This window comes from Roseibium marinum, assembly GCF_002906165.1.
Classification (GTDB): Bacteria; Pseudomonadota; Alphaproteobacteria; order Rhizobiales; family Stappiaceae; genus Roseibium; species Roseibium marinum.
Window position 1 is genome coordinate 98,368 of the sequence record NZ_PPCN01000003.1, and the last position, 19,420, is coordinate 117,787.

At 62.3% G+C, this 19,420-nt stretch carries 19 protein-coding genes; 10 read left to right on the forward strand and 9 right to left on the reverse strand.

Going from position 1 to position 19,420, the window contains the following annotated elements; translation table 11 throughout:
* Positions 1–11: 11 nt before the first annotated feature.
* From CLV41_RS09580 to CLV41_RS09590, 3 genes are read right to left on the reverse strand one after another with little or no spacing between them, the layout of a single operon-like run.
* Entirely contained in the window at positions 12–818 is an 807-nt protein-coding gene (locus CLV41_RS09580; RefSeq protein WP_103222113.1) for an ABC transporter permease, read from the reverse strand.
* Positions 818–1,732 carry an ABC transporter permease gene (locus tag CLV41_RS09585; RefSeq protein WP_103222114.1) on the reverse strand — a complete coding sequence of 305 codons (915 nt, stop codon included), beginning with the start codon at positions 1,730–1,732 and terminating at the stop codon, positions 818–820. The genes CLV41_RS09580 and CLV41_RS09585 overlap by 1 nt, the downstream gene beginning before the upstream one ends.
* Before the next feature lie 4 nt (positions 1,733–1,736).
* Positions 1,737–2,501, reverse strand: a complete 765-nt coding sequence (locus tag CLV41_RS09590; RefSeq protein ID WP_103222115.1) for an aspartate/glutamate racemase family protein — start codon at positions 2,499–2,501, stop codon at positions 1,737–1,739.
* 306 nt (positions 2,502–2,807) lie between these two features.
* Here CLV41_RS09590 and CLV41_RS09595 point away from each other — a divergent pair, with 306 nt between their 5' ends.
* A complete protein-coding gene (locus tag CLV41_RS09595) occupies positions 2,808–3,812 on the forward strand; it encodes a nitroreductase family protein (RefSeq protein ID WP_103222116.1) in 1,005 nt (334 codons plus the stop codon).
* A gap of 457 nt (positions 3,813–4,269) precedes the next feature.
* Here the strand turns inward: CLV41_RS09595 and CLV41_RS09600 are convergent, their stop codons facing one another.
* Positions 4,270–4,914 (reverse strand): hypothetical protein, encoded by a 645-nt coding sequence (locus CLV41_RS09600; protein ID WP_103222117.1) that lies wholly within the window; start codon positions 4,912–4,914, stop codon positions 4,270–4,272.
* 628 nt (positions 4,915–5,542) lie between these two features.
* On the opposite strand from CLV41_RS09600, the gene CLV41_RS09605 reads away from it, so the two are divergent.
* The 9 genes from CLV41_RS09605 (at position 5,543) to CLV41_RS09645 (ending at position 15,297) form a co-directional block, all read left to right on the forward strand.
* On the forward strand, positions 5,543–5,992 hold the full coding sequence (locus CLV41_RS09605) for a tripartite tricarboxylate transporter TctB family protein (protein WP_103222118.1): 450 nt from the start codon (positions 5,543–5,545) through the stop codon (positions 5,990–5,992).
* On the forward strand, positions 5,992–7,533 hold the full coding sequence (locus tag CLV41_RS09610) for a tripartite tricarboxylate transporter permease (protein ID WP_103222119.1): 1,542 nt from the start codon (positions 5,992–5,994) through the stop codon (positions 7,531–7,533). Before CLV41_RS09605 ends, CLV41_RS09610 begins: the two co-directional genes overlap by 1 nt.
* A gap of 26 nt (positions 7,534–7,559) precedes the next feature.
* A complete protein-coding gene (locus tag CLV41_RS09615; protein WP_103222120.1) occupies positions 7,560–8,510 on the forward strand; it encodes a Bug family tripartite tricarboxylate transporter substrate binding protein in 951 nt (316 codons plus the stop codon).
* A gap of 52 nt (positions 8,511–8,562) precedes the next feature.
* Positions 8,563–9,525: a D-2-hydroxyacid dehydrogenase family protein gene (locus tag CLV41_RS09620; protein WP_103222352.1), complete on the forward strand. Its 963-nt coding sequence runs from the start codon at positions 8,563–8,565 to the stop codon at positions 9,523–9,525.
* Between the two features lie 107 nt (positions 9,526–9,632).
* Complete coding sequence (locus CLV41_RS09625) at positions 9,633–10,448, forward strand: alpha/beta fold hydrolase (protein ID WP_208987412.1); 816 nt, start codon at positions 9,633–9,635, stop codon at positions 10,446–10,448.
* Between the two features lie 37 nt (positions 10,449–10,485).
* Positions 10,486–12,576, forward strand: a complete 2,091-nt coding sequence (locus CLV41_RS09630) for a 3-hydroxyacyl-CoA dehydrogenase NAD-binding domain-containing protein (RefSeq protein WP_103222122.1) — start codon at positions 10,486–10,488, stop codon at positions 12,574–12,576.
* Positions 12,577–12,579: 3 nt separating this feature from the next.
* Complete coding sequence (gene pcaF, locus CLV41_RS09635) at positions 12,580–13,782, forward strand: 3-oxoadipyl-CoA thiolase (protein WP_103222123.1); 1,203 nt, start codon at positions 12,580–12,582, stop codon at positions 13,780–13,782.
* Between the two features lies 1 nt (position 13,783).
* Positions 13,784–14,443, forward strand: coding sequence for a glutathione S-transferase family protein (locus CLV41_RS09640; protein WP_208987413.1), 660 nt, complete (start codon positions 13,784–13,786; stop codon positions 14,441–14,443).
* A gap of 101 nt (positions 14,444–14,544) precedes the next feature.
* Positions 14,545–15,297: a GntR family transcriptional regulator gene (locus CLV41_RS09645; protein ID WP_103222124.1), complete on the forward strand. Its 753-nt coding sequence runs from the start codon at positions 14,545–14,547 to the stop codon at positions 15,295–15,297.
* Positions 15,298–15,322: 25 nt separating this feature from the next.
* On the opposite strand, the gene CLV41_RS09650 is transcribed toward CLV41_RS09645, so the two are convergent.
* The 5 genes from CLV41_RS09650 to CLV41_RS09670 are packed head-to-tail and all read right to left on the reverse strand — an operon-like array spanning position 15,323 to position 19,389.
* Positions 15,323–16,090 carry an enoyl-CoA hydratase/isomerase family protein gene (locus tag CLV41_RS09650; RefSeq protein WP_103222125.1) on the reverse strand — a complete coding sequence of 256 codons (768 nt, stop codon included), beginning with the start codon at positions 16,088–16,090 and terminating at the stop codon, positions 15,323–15,325.
* 29 nt (positions 16,091–16,119) lie between these two features.
* The gene (locus tag CLV41_RS09655; protein ID WP_103222126.1) at positions 16,120–16,731 is read right to left on the reverse strand and encodes a flavin reductase family protein; all 612 of its coding nucleotides are present in this window, start codon (positions 16,729–16,731) and stop codon (positions 16,120–16,122) included.
* 20 nt (positions 16,732–16,751) lie between these two features.
* A complete protein-coding gene (locus tag CLV41_RS09660) occupies positions 16,752–17,378 on the reverse strand; it encodes a carboxymuconolactone decarboxylase family protein (RefSeq protein ID WP_103222127.1) in 627 nt (208 codons plus the stop codon).
* Complete coding sequence (locus tag CLV41_RS09665) at positions 17,375–18,568, reverse strand: CaiB/BaiF CoA transferase family protein (protein WP_103222128.1); 1,194 nt, start codon at positions 18,566–18,568, stop codon at positions 17,375–17,377. Before CLV41_RS09665 ends, CLV41_RS09660 begins: the two co-directional genes overlap by 4 nt.
* On the reverse strand, positions 18,568–19,389 hold the full coding sequence (locus CLV41_RS09670; RefSeq protein WP_103222129.1) for an alpha/beta fold hydrolase: 822 nt from the start codon (positions 19,387–19,389) through the stop codon (positions 18,568–18,570). Before CLV41_RS09670 ends, CLV41_RS09665 begins: the two co-directional genes overlap by 1 nt.
* Positions 19,390–19,420 lie beyond the last annotated feature (31 nt).

The window sequence follows — 19,420 nt, forward strand, 5'->3', positions numbered from 1 at the left end:
AGGTTGACGTCTTATCGGCGGCTCAACAGCTTTTTCAGATTGGAGAGTCTTGTGCTTATCAGTGTTGAGACAGTGACGAGGCAGATGGCGAAGATGCCGGCGGCGGCCGCGGTCGGCTCGAAGGCGTAGCGAAGCGAACTGTAGATCGCGAGCGGCAGTGTCTGCAGGTCCGGCGTGGCCAGGAACAGGGTCAGTTCGAACTGGCCGAAGCTGACAATGAAGGCGAAGATCGAGCCGGCCGAGATGCCCGGCGTGATCAGCGGAAGCGTTACCTTCCAGAAGGCCTGAAGGGGTGTGGCGCCCAGGGATCGCGCGGCTTCTTCCACCGACAGGTCGAGATCGACCAGCGACGCCGTTACCGTTGCGATCACGAAGGGCATGGTAACGAGCACATGGCCGATGATCAGTCCCGCCAGGCTGCGGGCAAGGCCGACATCGGTCCAGATGAAGAAGACGTAGAGCGCGAGACCGAGCACCACACCAGGTAGCACGACCGGCAGAAAGAACAGGCCGCGCAGGAATTCGCGCGCCTTGCTGGCGCTTCGGGTCAGGAAGATCGACGCCAGCGTACCGAGCACAGTGGAAATCAGTGTCGTCGCCAGCGCCAGGCCGAAGGACAGCTTGAAGGCCGGCAGGAACGTGGGCGAGGTGAAGAAGTTCTCCACCCAGCGGAGTGAGAAGCCTTCCGGCGGAAATGTCAGGTATTCGCCGGAATTGAGCCCCGCCAGCACCACGATCAGCACCGGCACCAGCAGCACCATGAGGGCGAGGGCGGCTATGAAGCGGAAGGTGAGGGGGACCGGATTGACATCGTCCATCAGACACGGCCTCCGGCGTTGCGCCGCAGGGCGACGATGTAGAGCGCCATGGCGCACAGGGATGTGAGGAACAGGATCGCGGCGACCGCGGCGCCGAACTGCCAGCGCCCGACTTCCGCGATCTGCTGGTAGATATGGATCGGCAGGGTGATCACCTTCCAGCCGCCCATGAGGGCCGGCACGACATAGGAGGAGATCGCAAGCGCGAAGACCAGCAGCGTTCCGGCGTAGATCCCGGGAAGGGACAGCGGCCAGGTGATCGTGCGCATGACGTGCCAGCGCGAGGAGCCGAGGCTGCGTGCCGCTTCCTCGAGGGCCGGGTTGATCGAGCGGATCGAGCCGATCAGCGACAGGATCATGAAGGGCAGGGTCACCTGAACGAGACCGACGATCACGCCGACCCAGTTATACATCAGCGGCAGCGGTTCGGAGATGATGCCGAGCGCGATCAGTCCGTTGTTGATCAGGCCCTTGTCGCCCATCAGCACCATGAGGCCGTAGAGACGGATGACCATGTCGAGCTGCATGGAGCAGAGAACGAGGATGGTGATCAGTGTGGCGATGCCCGGCCTCAGGCTGCGGGCGATGATGAAGGCCAACGGATAACCGATGACCAGGCAGACCGCCGCCACCGCGGCACCGATCCAGACCGAGCGCCAGATGGCGGTGTAATAGAGCGAGCGGGTGAAGATACGTTCGTAATTGTCCCAGGAGAAATTGCCCTGGAAGGTAATCTGGCCCGGCATGGCCTTGTCGAAGCTCGAGGCGAACAACGACAGCACCGGGATCAGGAAGAAAAGCAGAATGAACAGGATCGCCGGGATTACCAGCCACCAGAGATTGGGCGTGAGCCATGCGGGTCGCGTGCCGCTCACAGGGGGGCTGTCAGGAGGGCTGGCTGTCAGCTCGGTCATTGCGTCACTCCGCCGCCACGGTGTGAAGATCCGGCATGTCGTATCCGGGCATCGCCTTGCGGGGCGGCAGCGGAAAGGTGTGCGCCGAGTGGCTCAGGTGGCTGCGCACCAGCGCGGCAGCCGTGTTGACGGCGGTGGGTATGGGGTCGATCACCGGAATATCGATGCCGTGCCCAAGCAGTCCCTGCCGAACGGCGGCCGCGCAGCCGAAGAGACCCGTGCAGCCGAAAATGACCGCGTGGGCACCGTCGATTTCAACTGCTTTTCGGGCCTCTTCGATCAGTGCGGCTCGTGTCGCCTCCATGTCCTTTTCCAGGTCCAGAACCGGAATGTCTACGGATCTCGCGGAGGCCATCCGTGTGGACAGGCCGGCAAGAGCCGCGGCGTTCTCGAACTGGGCGAGAAGACGGCGCATGACGGTGACGACGGAAAACTTGTGGCCGAGCATCGCGGCAACATGCATGCTTGTGTTGCAGGGGCCGAGCACCGGAATTGTCACAGCCTCCCGGGAGGGCTTCAGCCCCGGATCGCCCATGCAGTCGATCACACAGGCATCGACGCCCTCGCGCTCGGCTTCGATGATCCTTGCGATCGTATCGGGTGCGGCCATGGCGCCTTCATACTCGCTCTCGATGGAGCCGGGACCTTTGGAGATCTGTGTGGCCGAAACAACGAGACCTGGCGCCTCCAGAGATTTGATGTCGATATCCGTGCGAAAGCCGGTCGTGGTGATCGGGGATATGATGCGGACATGAACCTGCTGGTGCACAGAAATTCTCCCTGCCGGATTACGAGGCAATTTGCAGTCTCATAGTGTGGGGCGGAAGGGAATGAGAGGAAGACATTTCACGAATAGGTTTCGTGCTTATTTGGAGAAATTTTTCTAATCTAAAATTTTAAAAAACACTCCTATAGTATAGGGTATCTATTTTTTATATAAATAAATCAGTTAGTTGACCTGCGGATTTTTCCGGATAATAACCTTAAAAGCCTATCCTTTGTTTCCGCGTCCGCACTTGCACGACTATGAAATCGAGACCAGAATTCGCTTTGCAGCATTTTGGAGGCAGTCTTTATGTCCGGTTCTCTGCTCGAGCCACGCCCGCCGTTTTCCAGGCAGATCCGTTCCCTGTCCGCCCTTTTTGCCAACGGGTTTCGCGACGCGCGCCGGTTTTGGCGCAGTTCCTTTACCGGCCACGTGAAGTCGCGGGAAAACCTCAGGGCGCGCATCGCCATCAGCCTGCATTTTCTCGAATACGGCGGCGCGCTGAAGGGGTCTGCCCAGGGTCATGGGCTGGACCGCGCGCTCATGCTGGCGTCCGACATCGACAGCTACATCGGCCACTTCGGGCCCGATGCGACGACGGAAATCGCTTTGCGGACGCTGGAGGACTATCTGGCGTTCAACGAAGGCAGCGGACAGGATCTTGATGCGATCGCGCAGGTGGTCGCGCGGCACGGCAAAGGCGCAAGCACCGGACTGAGGGGCGGAGTGGAAACCGTCACTTCCGAGGATATCCGCGCGGCTGGCATGATCGACTTCCTCTCATTTGCGCAAGCCCGCCATTCAATTCGCACATATGCGCAAGGCGAGGTTCCGCGTGTTTCGATTGAGCGGGCCGTCCGTGCGGCCCAGCAGTCGCCGTCTTCCTGCAATCGCCAGACTTGCCGCGCCCATGTCTGGACGGCTCCGCAGAGCGTTGAACGTGTGCTTTCGCTCCAGAACGGCAACCGGGGCTTCGGCGATCAGCTTGGGGGAGTGGCCGTCATTACCTCCGACCTGTCGCATTGGGAGCATGCGCACGAGCGGTATCAGGCCTGGGTCGATGGCGGCATGTTCGCCATGAGCTTTGCATACGGGCTTCACGCTGAAGGCCTCGGTGCCGTCATGCTGAACTGGTCGGTCACACACGATCAGGATCGCAGGCTGCGCCGCCTCACAGGTCTTCCGGAAAGCGATCTCGTGATCACAATGGTCGGCTTCGGTCTGCTTCCCAAGACGCTGAAGGTTCCCGTTTCCCAGCGAAAGCCGCTTGACTACGCCCTGGTGCTGAACGCTCCGCTTTGTGCGGCCGGATAGAGAAACTCGCAAGAGCAGGTCATGAGCACTTCATGAAAAACCGGACCGTGACGACAGCTGCAAACTGCCGGTCTCCAGGAATGACGAGATAGGTACATGTCGAAACACGGGAGCCACGATGCGGCTGCTATGGCTGGAGGCTGTCAAAGGCGAGCGCCCGCACTCTGCATTGAATGACCGGGCCCTGGCTTTCCATGCGTGGACCCGGGCCAACCCAATCGCCCGCGGTTCCCCGTCAGCGAGTATGGAACACAATTGGCTGATTGCTCAAGGGAGAGATTTTGGCTCATCTTCACCATTCAGGAGCAAAGCATGAGTCAGAAGCCCAAGTCCACAGCGACGGTTTTGGGCCCAGCCCAATGAACGACAAAAGCAGTGTGAATGGGTGTTCTTGGCAAGAGCAACCGTTAATTCGAGTTCACCGGTCGGACACGCCAGATACGCTTCGAGGTGTCTCCTAAATTTCGGCTGGAAAGCCAAAGACAATGAGAACGGCGTAATCTTTGCGGTTGCAGCCTTGAACAGGCGGTGGGGTTTCTTCAGGTTTCAACGGGAATACCTGACGGTTGGCGCCTTCGGGAGAACACGTGCCGGATGCGCCTTCGGGAGTGTAGCGAGCCGAGCGGCAAGGGCCGTGCGTGACATTGCCGATGGTCTTGTCATCTGACAGTGACCACGCCTGTTTTCCGTCTGCGTCTGGTTTTTCAACAGTCAGTAAAGATGACTGATCCACGCCGTTCGTGACGTAATATTCTCCCGCGGGAATCGGGAACTCAGGCGCTTTCATGATCAAGCCGTTTTCATCCAGCCACCAATCGTCGATATTAAAACGCCAGCCAGCCGGCGCGATATTGGCTGCTTTTTGCAATGTTTGGTAGAACAACAGATAGACGCCAATAGGGCCGGGATCTTCGCGCCAGAGTCCCCATGTTTCTGCGCCAGTTCCCTTCCTTGCGTCACCTGGGGCAAGGACGGCGATGTATTGCGGTGAGACATACCGAATATTTGCCTGGGCGAAGAGCGGCCTGGAGAATGTCGTCGCCAGGAAACCAAGCGCTGAGGCGAGCCATTGGCGGCGGGTGAAATTGAGATGACGCTTCATGTCGGCCCCCCCCCATATGTTTTACAATTTGCGCAAAACTAACATAAATCTGTCATTAATGACACTGGTACGCGACCGGAACGGTAGCCATGTCAGCACAGCCGGTATCAAGAGGTACCAAACATCTACAAAAAAGAGGCCATCTTCGTCTGAATAGCTCCCGGATTTGTAGACGCCTTCTTCCCTAACTTTAAGGCAAGGAGGCCATGATGGGCACAAGCAACTTCAGTGACGCTTTCAATTGGAACGCGGTGGCGCAAATCACCCGCACCGATCGTCCGATTGCGAGGTTTCGCAATTAATATAAAGAGCTATAAAAATAATTTAATAAGCCAAATTTCCCGGTGTCGACGACGGTCTCGAGAGAGGTCGCCTGCGGCCCGCTCGCTGTCACGCGGACATGAGGGCTCGGTGCAACTTGCGGTGACATTCCCGGTGATGCGAGGATTCACTGCAATTCCGAGGTCGGGACAACTCGTGGAGACATGGCTCAAATGCCTATTTGACAATAAGCTGTATTTATAGTCTTTTCATTCGAAAGTACGATGTCCGGGTACGGGGTTCACGAGCTTCCGTCGCGGATGCAGCAGAGATTGTGGAGCCGCCAGTCGCCCCCCGGTGAGGATAGATGTACAGATTCGACTATACCGACCTGGTCGGGGGTATGCTGCTCTTTTTTGTCGGCGCCGGTGTCAGCCTTGTCTCTATCGGCAATTACCCGCTTGGGACCCTGCCGAGGATGGGGCCGGGCATGTTTCCGGCAATTCTCGGGGTGGTGCTTGCCGCACTGGGGGTGTCGCTGGCGCTGCAGGCGCTGCGCCGGACGGGTAGCCGTCCCGATATCCGTTTCTTCTCGCCACTGTTCGTGCTGGGCGGCGTCACGGCCTTTGCGCTGACGATTGTTCCTTTCGGCCTGATCCCGGCGATTGTTGCCATCGTGGTGATCTCGTCGCTTGCCGAACTGCGCATCCGGCCCGTCAGTCTTGTTCTGCTCTGCCTTGCGCTCTGCCTGATGGCGCCGCTGGTCTTTGTCGTCGGTCTCGGACTTCCCATTCCGCTGATCCGGTGGCCGTTCTGATGGAATTCCTCGGCAATATAGGGCTTGGTTTCAGTGTCGCGCTGAGCCTTACCAACATCTTCTACTGCTTCCTGGGCGCGCTACTGGGCACGCTGGTGGGCGTTATCCCGGGGCTGGGCGTTCTGGCCGCGATCTCGATGCTGTTTCCGTTGACCTTTCACCTGGAGCCCACGACCGCGCTGATCATGCTTGCCGGCATCTGGTACGGCACAACCTATGGCGGGTCCACCGCATCGATCCTGCTCAATCTGCCGGGCACGCCGGCCAACGCCGTGACCTGTCTTGACGGCTATCCGATGGCCAAGCAGGGCCGTGGCGGAGTGGCGCTGTTCATGACAACGGTGGCGTCGTTCTTCGGCGCGTCCTTCGGGATCATTCTTCTGACCCTGTTCACACCGGTCATCGCCGAATACGCGCTGCGCTTCGGTTCGGCCGAATATTTCGCCCTGATGCTGATGGGGCTGGTAGCGGCTTCCACGATCTCGGAGGGCTCGGCCATCAAGGGGCTGGCGATGGTGGTTCTTGGCATCATCATCGGGCTCGTCGGCATGGACACGCAAAGCGCCACAATTCGCTTCAGTTTCGGCGTTCTCGGCCTGTTGGAAGGCGTGAGCCTGATCGCGCTTGCCATGGGTATCTTCGGCGTGGCCGAAATCATCATGTCGGTGCGGCGTGTCAAGACGGCGGATATCGATCCCGAGACCCTGAAGCTGAGCGCGATCAAACCCACCCGGGACGACGTGCGCCGGTCCTGGTTTCCGATGCTGCGCGGGGCGTCTATGGGCTCGTTCTTCGGAACGCTGCCGGGCACCGGCCCGTCCATCGCGGCCTTTCTGTCCTATGCGGTCGAAAAGCGGATCTCGAAAACACCCGAGCGCTTTGGCAAGGGTGCGATCGAAGGGATCATGGCGCCTGAAGCCGCGAACAACGCGGCGGACCAGACAGCCTTCATTCCGACACTGTCGCTGGGTGTGCCGGGCAGCGCGACCATGGCGCTCATGCTGGGTGTGCTGATGATCCACGGCGTCGCGCCCGGACCGAACCTGATTTCCTCGCAGCCCGAGCTTTTCTGGGGGCTGATCATGAGCTTCTGGGTCGGAAACGTGATCCTGCTGCTCTTGAACATCCCGCTTATCGGGGTCTGGGTACGGATGCTGACCATTCCCTACCACATCCTGTTTCCCTCGGTGCTGATGTTCATCTGCATCGGGGCGTACACCTCGGGGTTCTCGACACTCAATATCTGGATGGTCACCGCTTTCGGCACCCTTGGCTACCTGATGCGGATCTTCCGCTTCCCCGGTGCGCCACTGCTTCTGGGCTTCGTTCTGGGGCCGTTGATGGAGGAGCATTTCCGCCGGGCAATGGTGCTGTCGCGCGGAGATTTCATGACGTTTTTCGACCGTCCCATCAGCGCAACCATCATGGCGCTTACGGGCTTGGTGCTGATCTGGAGTATCTGGAGCTCCGAAACGGTGCGCAAGCGCCGGGCTCCGCCAGAGGGAGAAGTGGCATTGGCGCGGGACGCAACCGACGCCTGAATGACTGACAACCCAGGAGGAAACCCATGAAATCCATTCTGACAGCCGCGCTGATGGCTGTGGGACTGACCCAGCCGCTTGCCGCGCAGGACTTTCCCAGCGGACCGGTAACGATCATCGTGCCCTATTCGCCCTCGGGCAATACGGACGTCTTCACCCGCCACCTTGCGCCTTACCTTGAAGAGCAGTGGGGCCAGCCGGTCGTGATCGACAATCGCCCGGGTGGCGGCTCCATGGTGGGCACCGCGCAGGCGGCGCAGGCCAAGCCTGACGGGCACACGCTGCTCATCACCACTTCGGCTTTCGTAACCGCGCCCGCGATCCAGGACGCGCTGCCTTTCGATCCGCGCGAGGACCTGACCCCGGTCGCCAATGTGGGGCATGTCTCCTACATCCTGGTGACCAACGGTGACTCGGAATTCAACACGCTGGAAGAATTTATCGATGCCAGCAAGAAAGCTCCGAAATTTGCAGCGACCGCCGGGCTTGGGACGACCACCCATTTCGCCATCGAGAAATTCATCGCCGATAGCGGCGCCGATGTCGATGTGGTGCATTTCAAGGGCGGCGGCCCGGCTGTGGTGTCGATCCTGTCGAACGAGACTGATATCTATGGCTCCTCCGTCTCCTCGGCCGGTGAAAACCTCAAGAACGGCAAGGTCAAGGCACTGGCGGTGCTCGGCAACGAGCGGATAGATGCGCTGCCCGATGTCCCCTCGACCGGAGAGCTGGGCTTCCCGGATCTCGAGATCAAGCAATGGGTCGGCGTGTTCGCTCCCGCCGGCACGGATCCGGCGATCATTCGCAAGCTCAACGCCGACGTGAACACCGCGTTGAAGAACGAGGCGTTCGTTGCCACCGTCACGCCGCTTGACTGGACGTTGCGCGAAAGCACGCCCGAGGGTTTCGCCGAGCAAGTGGACGCTGAGTTGAACAAATGGAAAGCTCTTGCGGTAAAACAGGGCATCAAGAAGTAACTGTCTTTGGGCCGGCCCGCCCGGGCCGGCCCTTTCCAATATGGATATCACCATGAACGACCTCCCGATCTGTGCCATTCTCGACGATTATCAGGATGCGGCATTTTCTTGCGCCAACTGGTCGCTCCTCGATGGTCGCGTCACGCTCCGCCGTTACGGCACACATCTGGGAGACGAGGACGCGGTCGCCGAGGCGCTTGCCGATTGCAGCATCGTGATCGCCATGCGCGAACGCACTCCATTCCCCGCCAGCCTGCTGAAACGGCTGCCCAAGCTGAAGCTTTTGGTGACCACCGGCGCGCGCAACCGCAGTATCGATCTGGACGCCGCCCACGCCCTTGCCATCACTGTCAGCGGCACGGGCGCCGCCGGAAACCCGGCTGCGGAGCTGGCCTGGGCCGGACTTCTCGCCTACATGCGCAAGCTGCCGGATGAAGTTGCCAATTTTCGTGCGGGCGGTCCCTGGCAGAGGGGTCTCGGCCGTTCGCTGCAAGGCCGGAAACTGGGTGTCGTCGGACTGGGGAAACTTGGTCGCCGGATGGTTCGCTTCGGTCAGGCCTTCGGCATGGAGGTCTGCGGTTGGACACGAACGGATCTGGCGTCCCGCGCCGGGGCGCTGGAAATCGAACCGGTGACATTGCCGGAACTTTTCCAGACCAGCGACGTGATCACCGTTCAGCTCTCGCTTGTGCCGGAAACGCAGGGGCTGATTTCCTCGGACTTGCTGCGGGAGATGAAAGGCGACGCGGTCTTCGTCAACACCTCTCGCGGGCCGGTCGCGGATGAAGAAGCCCTGATCGCCGCGCTGGAGGACAAGCGCATCGGGGGAGCCGTGCTCGACGTCTTCGGGCAGGAGCCGCTGCCGGACGATCATCCCTACCGCCGTCTGCCCAACGTGCTGGCGACGCCGCATATCGGCTACGTCACGGAGGAGAATTATCGCGTCTACTACTCCGATGCGGTCGAAAACATTCTGGCCTGGCTCGATGGCACGCCGCTGCGCGAGCTCACATGAGCGACGCCGCCCCGCCCGCTGCCGCTGCACCATGCAAAAGCGCCCTTTGGCGCTGTCTCCAGTGCGCTTGAAAGATGAAGGATGCGCGTGACATGAAGGAGGGGCCATTGAGCACCGCTTTGTCCGGCGAAATCAGGTTTGTGGAAAACGGTGCCGCCAGCATCGCCTATACGGTGAGCGGTCCCGACGGCGATGATGCGCCGACACTCTGTCTTGTCGCCTCCACCGGGCGCGGACCGGAGGATTTCGCCCATCTGGCCGAAAAACTGACCGAAGCCGGTCTGCGCGTGGTCCTGCCGTGGCCGCGCGGGACCGGCCGGAGCGAGGGGCCGCTCGACGGGATAGACTTCCACGACCTCGCGGCCGATGCCGCCGCTGCGCTCGAAACCGAAGCGGGGCGAGGCGGCGCCGTGATCGTCGGTCACGCCTATGGCTGCTGGATCGCGCGAACCGTGGCCCAGGACCGGCCGGATCTGGTTCAGGGCATCGTCCTTCTGGCGGCGGGCGGTGGAAAATGGCCATCGGAATTGTCGCGCGGGATCGATGTCGCGATGGACCCGGATGCCCCGGAAGCGGAAAGACTGGCGGCGCTGCGGTTGTGCTTCTTCGCCGAAGGCCATGACCCGCGTCCCTGGCTCAAGGGCTGGTCGGGGGAGTTGGTCAAGGCTCAGCGCGCCGCGCGCACCGAAACCGGCCGGGACAGCTGGTGGTCCTCCGGGACGGCTCCCATCCTCGATATTGTCGGGTTGCAGGATCCTTTCCGTCCGGCGGATGCGCGCGACTTCTACCTCCAGGAATTCGCTCCGCGTGTGGACCTGGTAACCGTCGACGGTGCCAGCCATGCCTTGCCCGACGAAAAGCCGGACGAGGTCGCCGCGATCATGGTCCCGTGGGTCCGGGCGCTGCCGGGCATCGCGGGCTGATCAGGCACGCAAATCAAGAAACGAAAGTGCAAGAGACGTGAACAAGATCGTTACGGAAAAAGCGCCTCACCAGTCACCGGGGCGGGTGGATTTCGCCATGCAGGGTGAAATCGCTGTGCTGACCATCGACAATCCGCCGGTGAATGCCGGATCTCATGCAGTGCGCAAGGGCATCGTCGAAGGCATCCAGGCCGCTCACGCCGCCGGCGCGAGCGGGGCGGTGCTCATCGGGGCAGGCCGTTGCTTCGTCGCCGGCTCGGATCTGCGGGAATTCGGCAAGCCGCTTGTCTGGCCCGAACTTCCCGATGTGATCGCCGCGCTCGAGCAGGCGCCTTTCCCGGTCGTGGCGGCGCTGCACGGTGTGGCCCTTGGCGGCGGGCTGGAGCTCTCGCTGGGATGCGACTATCGCATCGCCGCGCCGGACACCGAAGTGGGCCTGCCGGAGGTAAGCCTTGGTTTCGTTCCCGGCGCGGGAGGCACCCAGCGCCTGCCGCGTCTTGTCGGCCGTGCCCTTGCAATCGACCTTATTTGCCGCGCCGCGCGTATTCCGGCAACCAGGGCGCATGACATCGGGCTGGTCGATGCCCTCGCTGAAGGCGATCTGCTGGAGGCAGCAATAGCATTCCTCAAGGAACGGCGTCCCAAGCGGATCGCCAGGAACCTGACTCCGCCGAATGAGCCGGACGAAGCCATCGAGGCCGCCGCTGCTGCGGCGCTCAGGCGCGGCAAGGGACGCCCCAACGTCGCCGAAGCGATCCGGCTGGTAAAAGCTTCCGCCGGAGACGCGCAGGCGGCCCTGGCCGATGAACGTGCGGTCTTCCAGAAGTTACGATTGAGCGCGGATGCCGTCGCTCTGCGATACCTGTTTTTCGCCGAACGCAAGGCCGCTTCCATCGACGGGCTCGACATGTCGGCTGCCCGCGCGGTGACAAGCGTTGCCGTGATTGGCGGCGGCACGATGGGGCAGGGCATCGTCCGGACGTTTCTCGCTGCCGGACTTCCCGTTGTCCTGATCGAACGCGACGAGGCCGCGCTGGCGGCGTCTATGGAAAAGATTGCCGCGAACCTGGCGGAGCAGGTCCGCAAGGGGCGACTGGATACCGAGACCGCAGACGCCCGCAAGGCGGCGCTCAGTGGCGCGGTGGACTATTCCGCGTTGAGCGGTTGCGACCTCGTCATTGAAGCGGTGTTTGAGGAAATGTCGGTCAAGAAGGACGTTCTGAGCCGGCTTGAGGCGGTTCTTTCGCCCGAGGCGATCATTGCGACGAATACCTCCTATCTCGATATCGACGAAATGGCGGCGGAACTGGCGCGGCCAGAACGGGTGCTCGGTCTGCATTTCTTCAGCCCCGCCGATATCATGAAACTGCTGGAGGTTGTGCGCGCCGGCGCGACTTCCGATGCCGTGCTGGCAACCGGGCTGAAACTGGCGCGCAAGCTGGGCAAGCAACCCGTCGTTGCCCGTGTTGGAGAAGGCTTCATCGGCAACCGCATCTATGCCGCCTATCGCCGCCGGGCCGAGCTTCTGGTGCTGGACGGGGCTTCCCCGCAAGCGGTCGATGCGGCCGCGACATCGTTCGGCTTCGCCATGGGACCGTTTGCGGTCTCCGACATGTCGGGCCTCGACATCGCCTGGGCCATGCGCAAGCGGCAGGCGGCAACACGGGACCCGAAGGCGCGCTATGTCACCATTCCCGACAGGCTTTGCGAAGCCGGCCGGCTGGGACGCAAGACCGGCAAGGGCTGGTACGATTATGCTTCGGGCAAGGCGCAGCCCGATCCGGAAGTCGCGGACCTGATCGAGGCCGCAAGGGCTGAGTCCGGTGTAACGGCGCGCGGTTTCGATACGCAGACCATCCAGCGCCAGTTGCTGGCCGCCATCGTGAACGAGGCGGCCTGTCTACTGGACGAGGGCGTCGCGCAGCGGGCCTCCGATGTCGATGTGGCGCTGACAAACGGCTATGGCTTCCCGCGCTGGCGGGGCGGCCCACTTTACTGGGCGTATCAGCAGGACCGGGCGGCGCTGCGTGCCGATCTCGACGCCCTGGCCGAGGCGGTCGGGCCAGGGCGTCGCACCGGTCCGGTGGACAGAATTCTCGACCAGATTGAAATCCCACAGGAGGGCTGAGCGATGCAGACAGTCTATATCTGCGACTATATCCGCACCCCGATCGGCCGCTACGGCGGCAGCCTGTCGTCGATCCGCACCGACGATCTGGCCGCGCTGCCGCTGAAGGCTCTTCGGGACCGTCACGCGGACCTCGACTGGGATGCCGTCGTGGACGTCATCTATGGCTGCGCCAACCAGGCTGGTGAGGACAATCGCAGCGTCGCGCGCATGGCGTTGCTGCTGGCGGGCCTGCCGGAGACTGTGTCCGGCACCACGATCAACCGCCTCTGCGGCTCGGGCATGGACGCTGTTCTGTCCGCATGGCGGCGGTTGGCGGTCGGCGAGGGCGATCTCGCCATCGCCGGCGGTGTTGAAAGCATGAGCCGCGCGCCCTTCGTCGTGCCAAAAGCCACCAGCGCTTTTTCCCGCCAGAGCGCCATGGAGGACACGACCATCGGCTGGCGCTTCATCAATCCGGAGATGGACCGGGTCTACGGCACGGACTCAATGCCCGAAACGGCGGAGAACGTGGCGGAGGAGTTCGGTATCTCACGTGAGGATCAGGACGCCTTTGCGCTCAGATCGCAGGATCGCGCCGCGGCGGCGATAGCCTCCGGCGTGCTGAGCGAAGAGATCGTCCCGGTTGCCGTTCCCCAACGCAAGGGCGCCCCTGTCGTCTTCGACACGGATGAGCACCCGCGCGCGACCACAGCCGGGAAGCTGGCCTCGCTGCCCGCGCCATTCCGCAAGGGGGGCTCGGTAACGGCGGGCAATGCGTCCGGCGTCAATGACGGCGCGGCGGCGCTGATCCTGGCGACCGCCGAAGGCGCGAAACGCCACGGATTGACGCCACTGGCCCGCATCACCGGCGGAGCGACAGCCGGTGTGGCGCCGAGGATCATGGGGATCGGCCCGGCGCCTGCGACGGAGAAGTTTTGTGCGCGGCTCGGCCTGTCGCCCGCAGATTTCGACGTAATCGAACTGAACGAAGCTTTCGCCAGCCAGGCGCTGGCGGTCCTGCGCCGTCTCGGCTTGCCGGACGATGCCGATCATGTGAACCCGCGGGGCGGCGCCATCGCGCTTGGTCATCCGCTTGGCATGTCCGGTGCCCGGATCACCGGAACGGCCGCACAGGCGCTCGCTCGCGGTGAAGGTAAAACGGCGCTTGCCACCATGTGTATCGGCGTGGGGCAGGGCATAGCGATATCGCTGGAGGCGGTGTGAAATGATGAAACTGCATTGGTCCCCTCGCTCACCTTTCGTCCGCAAGGTGATGATCGCGCTACACGAGACCGGGCTGCTCGACGAAGTCGAATGCATTCGGTCCGTGGTGGCGGTTCATCTGCCGCCCAACGAGCAGGTGATGCCCGACAATCCGCTCGGCAAGATCCCGGTGCTCGTGACGGACGAGGGCAAGAGCGTCTTCGACAGCCGGGTGATTTGCGAATATCTCGACATGAAGTCGGGAACCGGCCTTTTTCCCGTCGATCCCGTCGCGCGGCTCGATCAGCTCCGCTGGCAGGCGCTGGCCGATGGACTGACCGATATTCTGCTGATCTGGCGCACGGAACTTTCGCGCGAAAGCGGCCCGTGGCAAGCGGTCACCGAGGGCTGGCTGATCAAGGCCCGCGCCGCGATGGCCCGGCTCGAAAAGGAGGCGCCGGCCCTGGAGGCCGCCGACTTCGGCATAGGTCATATCGCGCTGATCTGCGCCCTCGGGCAACTTGACTTCCGCTGGTCCGATTGCCGCTGGCGCGATCATTTTCCTGCCCTGTCCGAACTGGAAGCCCGCATGGCGAAGCGCCCTTCGGTTGTCGCTACGGCGGTTGTGGACGATCAGGACAGCGGCGCCGGTGACCTGATCAGGGGAAATCTGGCTTTCTGAAAGGCTGCCGGTCACAAGCATAAAGTATTAAAACTAGATTTTATGATTGATAGCGCCTGCCGGTCCCCTTAGTCTATGTGGGAACCAATTAAGGGAGCCTCATGGCAGACGTAAAGTCAGACAACGCGACCGTCCAGGCGTTGCAGAAGAGCAATGTCTCGCGCTACATCCAGCTCGCCAGCCTGTTCCGCCAGCGGATCGAGAGCGGCGAGTGGGATGTCGGCAGCCAGATCCCCACGGTGAAGGAACTCGCCGAACAGTGCGGCGTCGCGACAATGACGATCCGTCAATCGCTGGACATCCTTGAAAAGGAAGGTCTTATCGAGCGCTACCGCGCAAAGGGCACCTTTGTCGTGGAACGGCCCAAGCGTGACTTGTGGTGCGAGGTCAAGACCGACTGGACGGGCATGCTGATCGCGCGCGACAACGCAACGATCGAGATCCTGGGCGTGGAGCCAGGTGCTCATTTGCCTCGCCATGAAGGCGACACGGGCAATGCGGCGCCCTCCTACCGCCACTTGCGGCGCAAGCACAGCCGCAACGGCCAGGCCTTCCTGCTGGCCGATGTGTTTATCGACGAGCGGATCTGCGAGCATATCCCGGAAGAAAATTATACCAAGGTCACCGCCATGCGGCTGGTGGCGGATATTCCCGGCCAGACGGTAGCGAATGCCAACCAGATCGTGACCATCGGCTCCGCCGATCTGGAAACCGCGACGCATCTCAACATGTCCATCGGCGACCCGATAGCGCGCGTGCAACGCATTGCGGTCAACCAGAACGGCGACATCATCCTGCTTGCCAACGGAATCTATCGCGGCGACATGATGAAGATCGAAGTCAAGCTGCGTTAGAGCACCTGCCCGGTCCTTGTCGAACTCAGGTCTTGAACACCGGCGCGCGCTTGTCGCGGAAGGCCGCCATGGCCTCGGCCGTGTCCTCGGATGTGGACAGCGCCTTGGTCTGGCCCTGTTCGAACCGGTAGCCGTCGTAAATCGAAATCCCTTCTGTCATCTGGAACGATTTTTTCGCCGCGCGCACGGCGGAAGGGCTGGCCTTGGCGATGTCGGCGGCGATGCCCCGGGCGGTGTCCATGAGCGCCTCCGGCGCCACACACGCCGAGGCGGTATTCATGCGCAGAAGCTCGGGTCCGTAGATCCGGCGGGCCGTGTAGATCATCATCCGCGCATCGCTTTCACCCAAATGGCGGCGCACATGGGCGACACCCCCGGCGAGTCCCACCGTCACCTCGGTCATCTGCAGAAAGCCTTTTTCCGACACCACGAGGATGTCGCAGCACAGCGCGGTGACGCAGCCCGCGCCAATGGCGGCGCCGTTGACGGCTGCGATGATCGGCTTGGGGCACTCCAGAAGGCAGTCGAAGCTGGCTCTGACCCGGCGGTTATGCGCGGTGTAGTGTCCTGGCTCCTGCGTGGGACGTTCGGAAAGATCCGCGCCCGCCGAAAAGGCCTTTCCTTCGCCGGTCAGCACGATGGCGCGCACGTCGCTCCGGTCGCCGAGCATGTCGATTACCTCGACCAGTTCCTCGCGGAAACGGTTGTTCTGTGCATTCACCGGCGGGCGGTTGATGGTGATGCTGGCGATGAATTCGTTTACGTCCAGCGTAAGGGTTTCGTAGTTGCTCATTGGCGTGTGACCTGTCTCTGGCGCGTGGTTCAGTGTTCGGACGGCACCGGGCGCGGCATTTCGAACGATCGGATGGTGACGCTGTAGTCACGATACCCCAGCCGCGCGAGCGGTTGCATGAGCTCGATGTCCACCTTGCCGTCACGCAGCACGGTGTCGTCGATATGAATTCCCACCACTTCGCCGAAGGCGACACGGTTGGAACAGGGTGCGCCGGTCGAAGGCGACAGGCTTACGATCTGCGATAGTCGGCACTCGATGGAGACAGGCGCCGCCGCCACCCGAAGGCAGGGGATGTTGGTGCAGGGTTCAGCGGCGATATCGGCAGCCGCAAACTCGTCCACATCGGCCGGGAATGGCGCGGAGGAAATATTCATCTTCTCGCGCAGGGCATAGTTGACGATGTTGATACAGAAATAGCCGGTCGCCTCGGCATTGGCGATGCTGTCCTTCGGGCCATCGGAGGAGAACATCACGAAAGGCGGATTGGAGGCGACCGTGTTGAAGGCACTGTAGGGGGCGAGGTTCGGCGTGCCGTCCGGTGACACGGTCGAAATCCAGCCGATCGGCCGTGGAACGATCAGAGCCATCCACGGGTTGTGCGGCAGGCCGTGATCCTCGCTTCGGGGGTCGTAAAACATGAGAATTCCTGGTCTGGGTGTCAGGCGTCGGTGGTGCCGGGGATGTCCGCCAGTTTGCCGGGTTCCACGGGAAGGGAGGATGTCATTCCCTCGGGCAGGGGAATGCGGTGCACGTTCAATGTCATCGCCACCATGGAGTAATAACCGATCACTGCGGTCAGTTCGACGGCGCCGACTTCCCCCCAGCGGGAAACGATCCGGGCATAGGTGTCCGGATCGACGTCTCCCTTTTGCACCAGTTGGCCCGCGAAGGCATAAACGTCGCGGCCGTCGGCATCCGTTCCGAACGCGGGTGTTCCGCCGAGCCGGATGGATTCGATGATGCCGGCGCTCAGTCCGGCGCGGGCGGCATCGCTGGCATGGATTGTCCATTCCAGCCCACTGTTCCAGCGTCGTGCGGTCACAAGGATGGCCAGCTCCGACAGGCGCGTCGGCAACGATGTCTCGAACCGCAGCACCTGTCCCAGCCGCTGCCAGCGGTCCGCCAGAACCGGGTTGTGCAATGCCGCGCGCAAGGGCCCGACCAGCGTCCGCCGCGGACCGGAAACGATCTGCTCATAGACTGTGCGCTGCGCCTCGCTCATGGTTTCGGGTGTCGGAAAGCTGATCCGTCCGCCGCCGATAGTTGTGCCATGGCCATTCTTCATTGCTGCGTCTCTCCAAGTCCGAGTGCCGAGAGCACTTCTTCGGTATGTTCGCCCAACAATGGCGGTGCCTTGTCGAAGGACAGCGGCGCGTTGCGGAAATTCAGCGGGTTGACCACCTGCTTGACCGTACCTGACAGCGGGTGCGGAATGTCGCGCAGCATCTTGCGGTGCTGTATCTGCGGTTCCTCGAAGACACGGTCGATCGTGTTGATCGGTCCGGAGGGCACACCGGCGGCGGCAAAGGCTTCGCACCACTGGGCGATCGTCCGGCCGGCGAGCGCCTCGATCAACATGCCTTCCAGCTCTTCCAGGTTTTCGACACGGGCGGCGTTGGTGGCGAATTTCGGTTCGTCGGCCAGAGACGCCTGCCCGATCACCTCGCAGAACTTGCGGAACTGCCCGTCGTTGCCCACCGCGAGCACGATAAAGCCGTCGGCGACCGGATAGACGTTCTGCGGCTGGATATTCGGGTGACGGTTGCCGCGTCGAACCGGCTTCTGGCCGGAGACCAGGAAGTTCATCGCCTGGTTCGCCAGCATCGCCACCGACACGTCGAGCATCGCAAGGTCTATATGCTCGCCCTTGCCGGTCTTGTCGCGGTTCGAAAGAGCCGCCAGCACGCCGATGGCGGCATACATGCCGGTCATGATATCGACGATGGGTACACCGACCTTCTGTGGACCGCCGCCCGGTTCGCCATCAGGTCCGCCCGTGACACTCATCAGTCCGCCCATGCCCTGGATCATGAAATCATAGGCTGCGTCCTGGGCCTGGGGACCTGTCAGGCCGAAGCCGGTGACAGAACAATAGACGAGACCCGGATTGACCTCTTTCAGGTCCTCGTAGCCGAGGCCCATCCGCTCCAGCGTCCCTGTCTTGAAGTTTTCCAGCAGGATGTCGCTCTTTGCCGCCAGCGCGCGCACCGCGTCACGGCCCTCCTTGCTTTTCAGGTCGAGCTCCACCGAGCGTTTGCCGCGGTTCACCGAAAGGTAGTAGCCGGCTTCCTGCGTAGGGTTTCCTTCGCTGTCCTTCAGGAAGGGCGGACCCCAGCGCCTGGTGTCGTCGCCCGCGCCGAGACGTTCCACCTTGATCACGTCGGCCCCCAGATCAGCGAGGATCTGGCCGCACCACGGACCCGCCATGATTCGGCTGAGGTCCAGGACACGTACATGCGAAAGCGGGCCGGGCATCAACGGAGCTCCTTGGTTTTGGCCGCGGCGTGAACGCCGAGAAACGCAAGCAGCGCGGCATTGAAAGCATCGGCTTCCTGGAAATTGGGCACGTGGCCCGCACCGGGGATCTCTGTGAATTGCGCGTTCGGCACCAAGCTGAACTGAGCACGGATCGTTTCGGGCATTGCCCCGTCCTTCTCGCCGGCAATGCCCAGAAACGGGCATGTGAGTGAGGGCAGGACCGCGCTGTAGTCGTAACTCTGCAGCGCCTGGGTAGCGGCGGCATAACCCTCCACGGGCGTGGCGGCGATCATGGCGGTAAGGTCCTGCGCCTTCTGCGCTTCAGCGTCGATACCAGGGAGCCAGCGGGCGACTGTGTCGGTGGCGATCCTCACCATTCCTTCGGCGCGGGCGGTTTCACGCCGCTCCGTCCAGAAGGCCTCGCGTCCGGCTCCGCTCCTTGCAACCCCGTCCACCACCACGAAGGCGCTGAACCGTTCGGGCCGCGCGGCAAGAGCGGCAAGGCCGGTGGGGGCCCCCATGGACAGTCCCACGAATGTGCAACTGGTGACGTCACAGGCATCCAGAAGCGCCAGAAGGTCGGCGCCGTAGTCGTCGAAGCTCATGGGGCCCTCGGGAACGCTGGATGCCCCGTGGCCGCGCTGGTCGTAGCGCAGCACGCGGTAACGGCCCGAAAGCGCGGCAACCTGGTCCTTCCAGATGGAAAGGTCGGTCGCGACCGAGTTGGAGAACACAACCAGGGGTGCGTCCCGCGGCCCGTCGAACCGGGCATTGATCTGGCCGCCACCGGGCAAGGGAACGGTCATTTGTCCGGTCATTCGACACCTTTCACGTCTGCCGCGAAAGCAG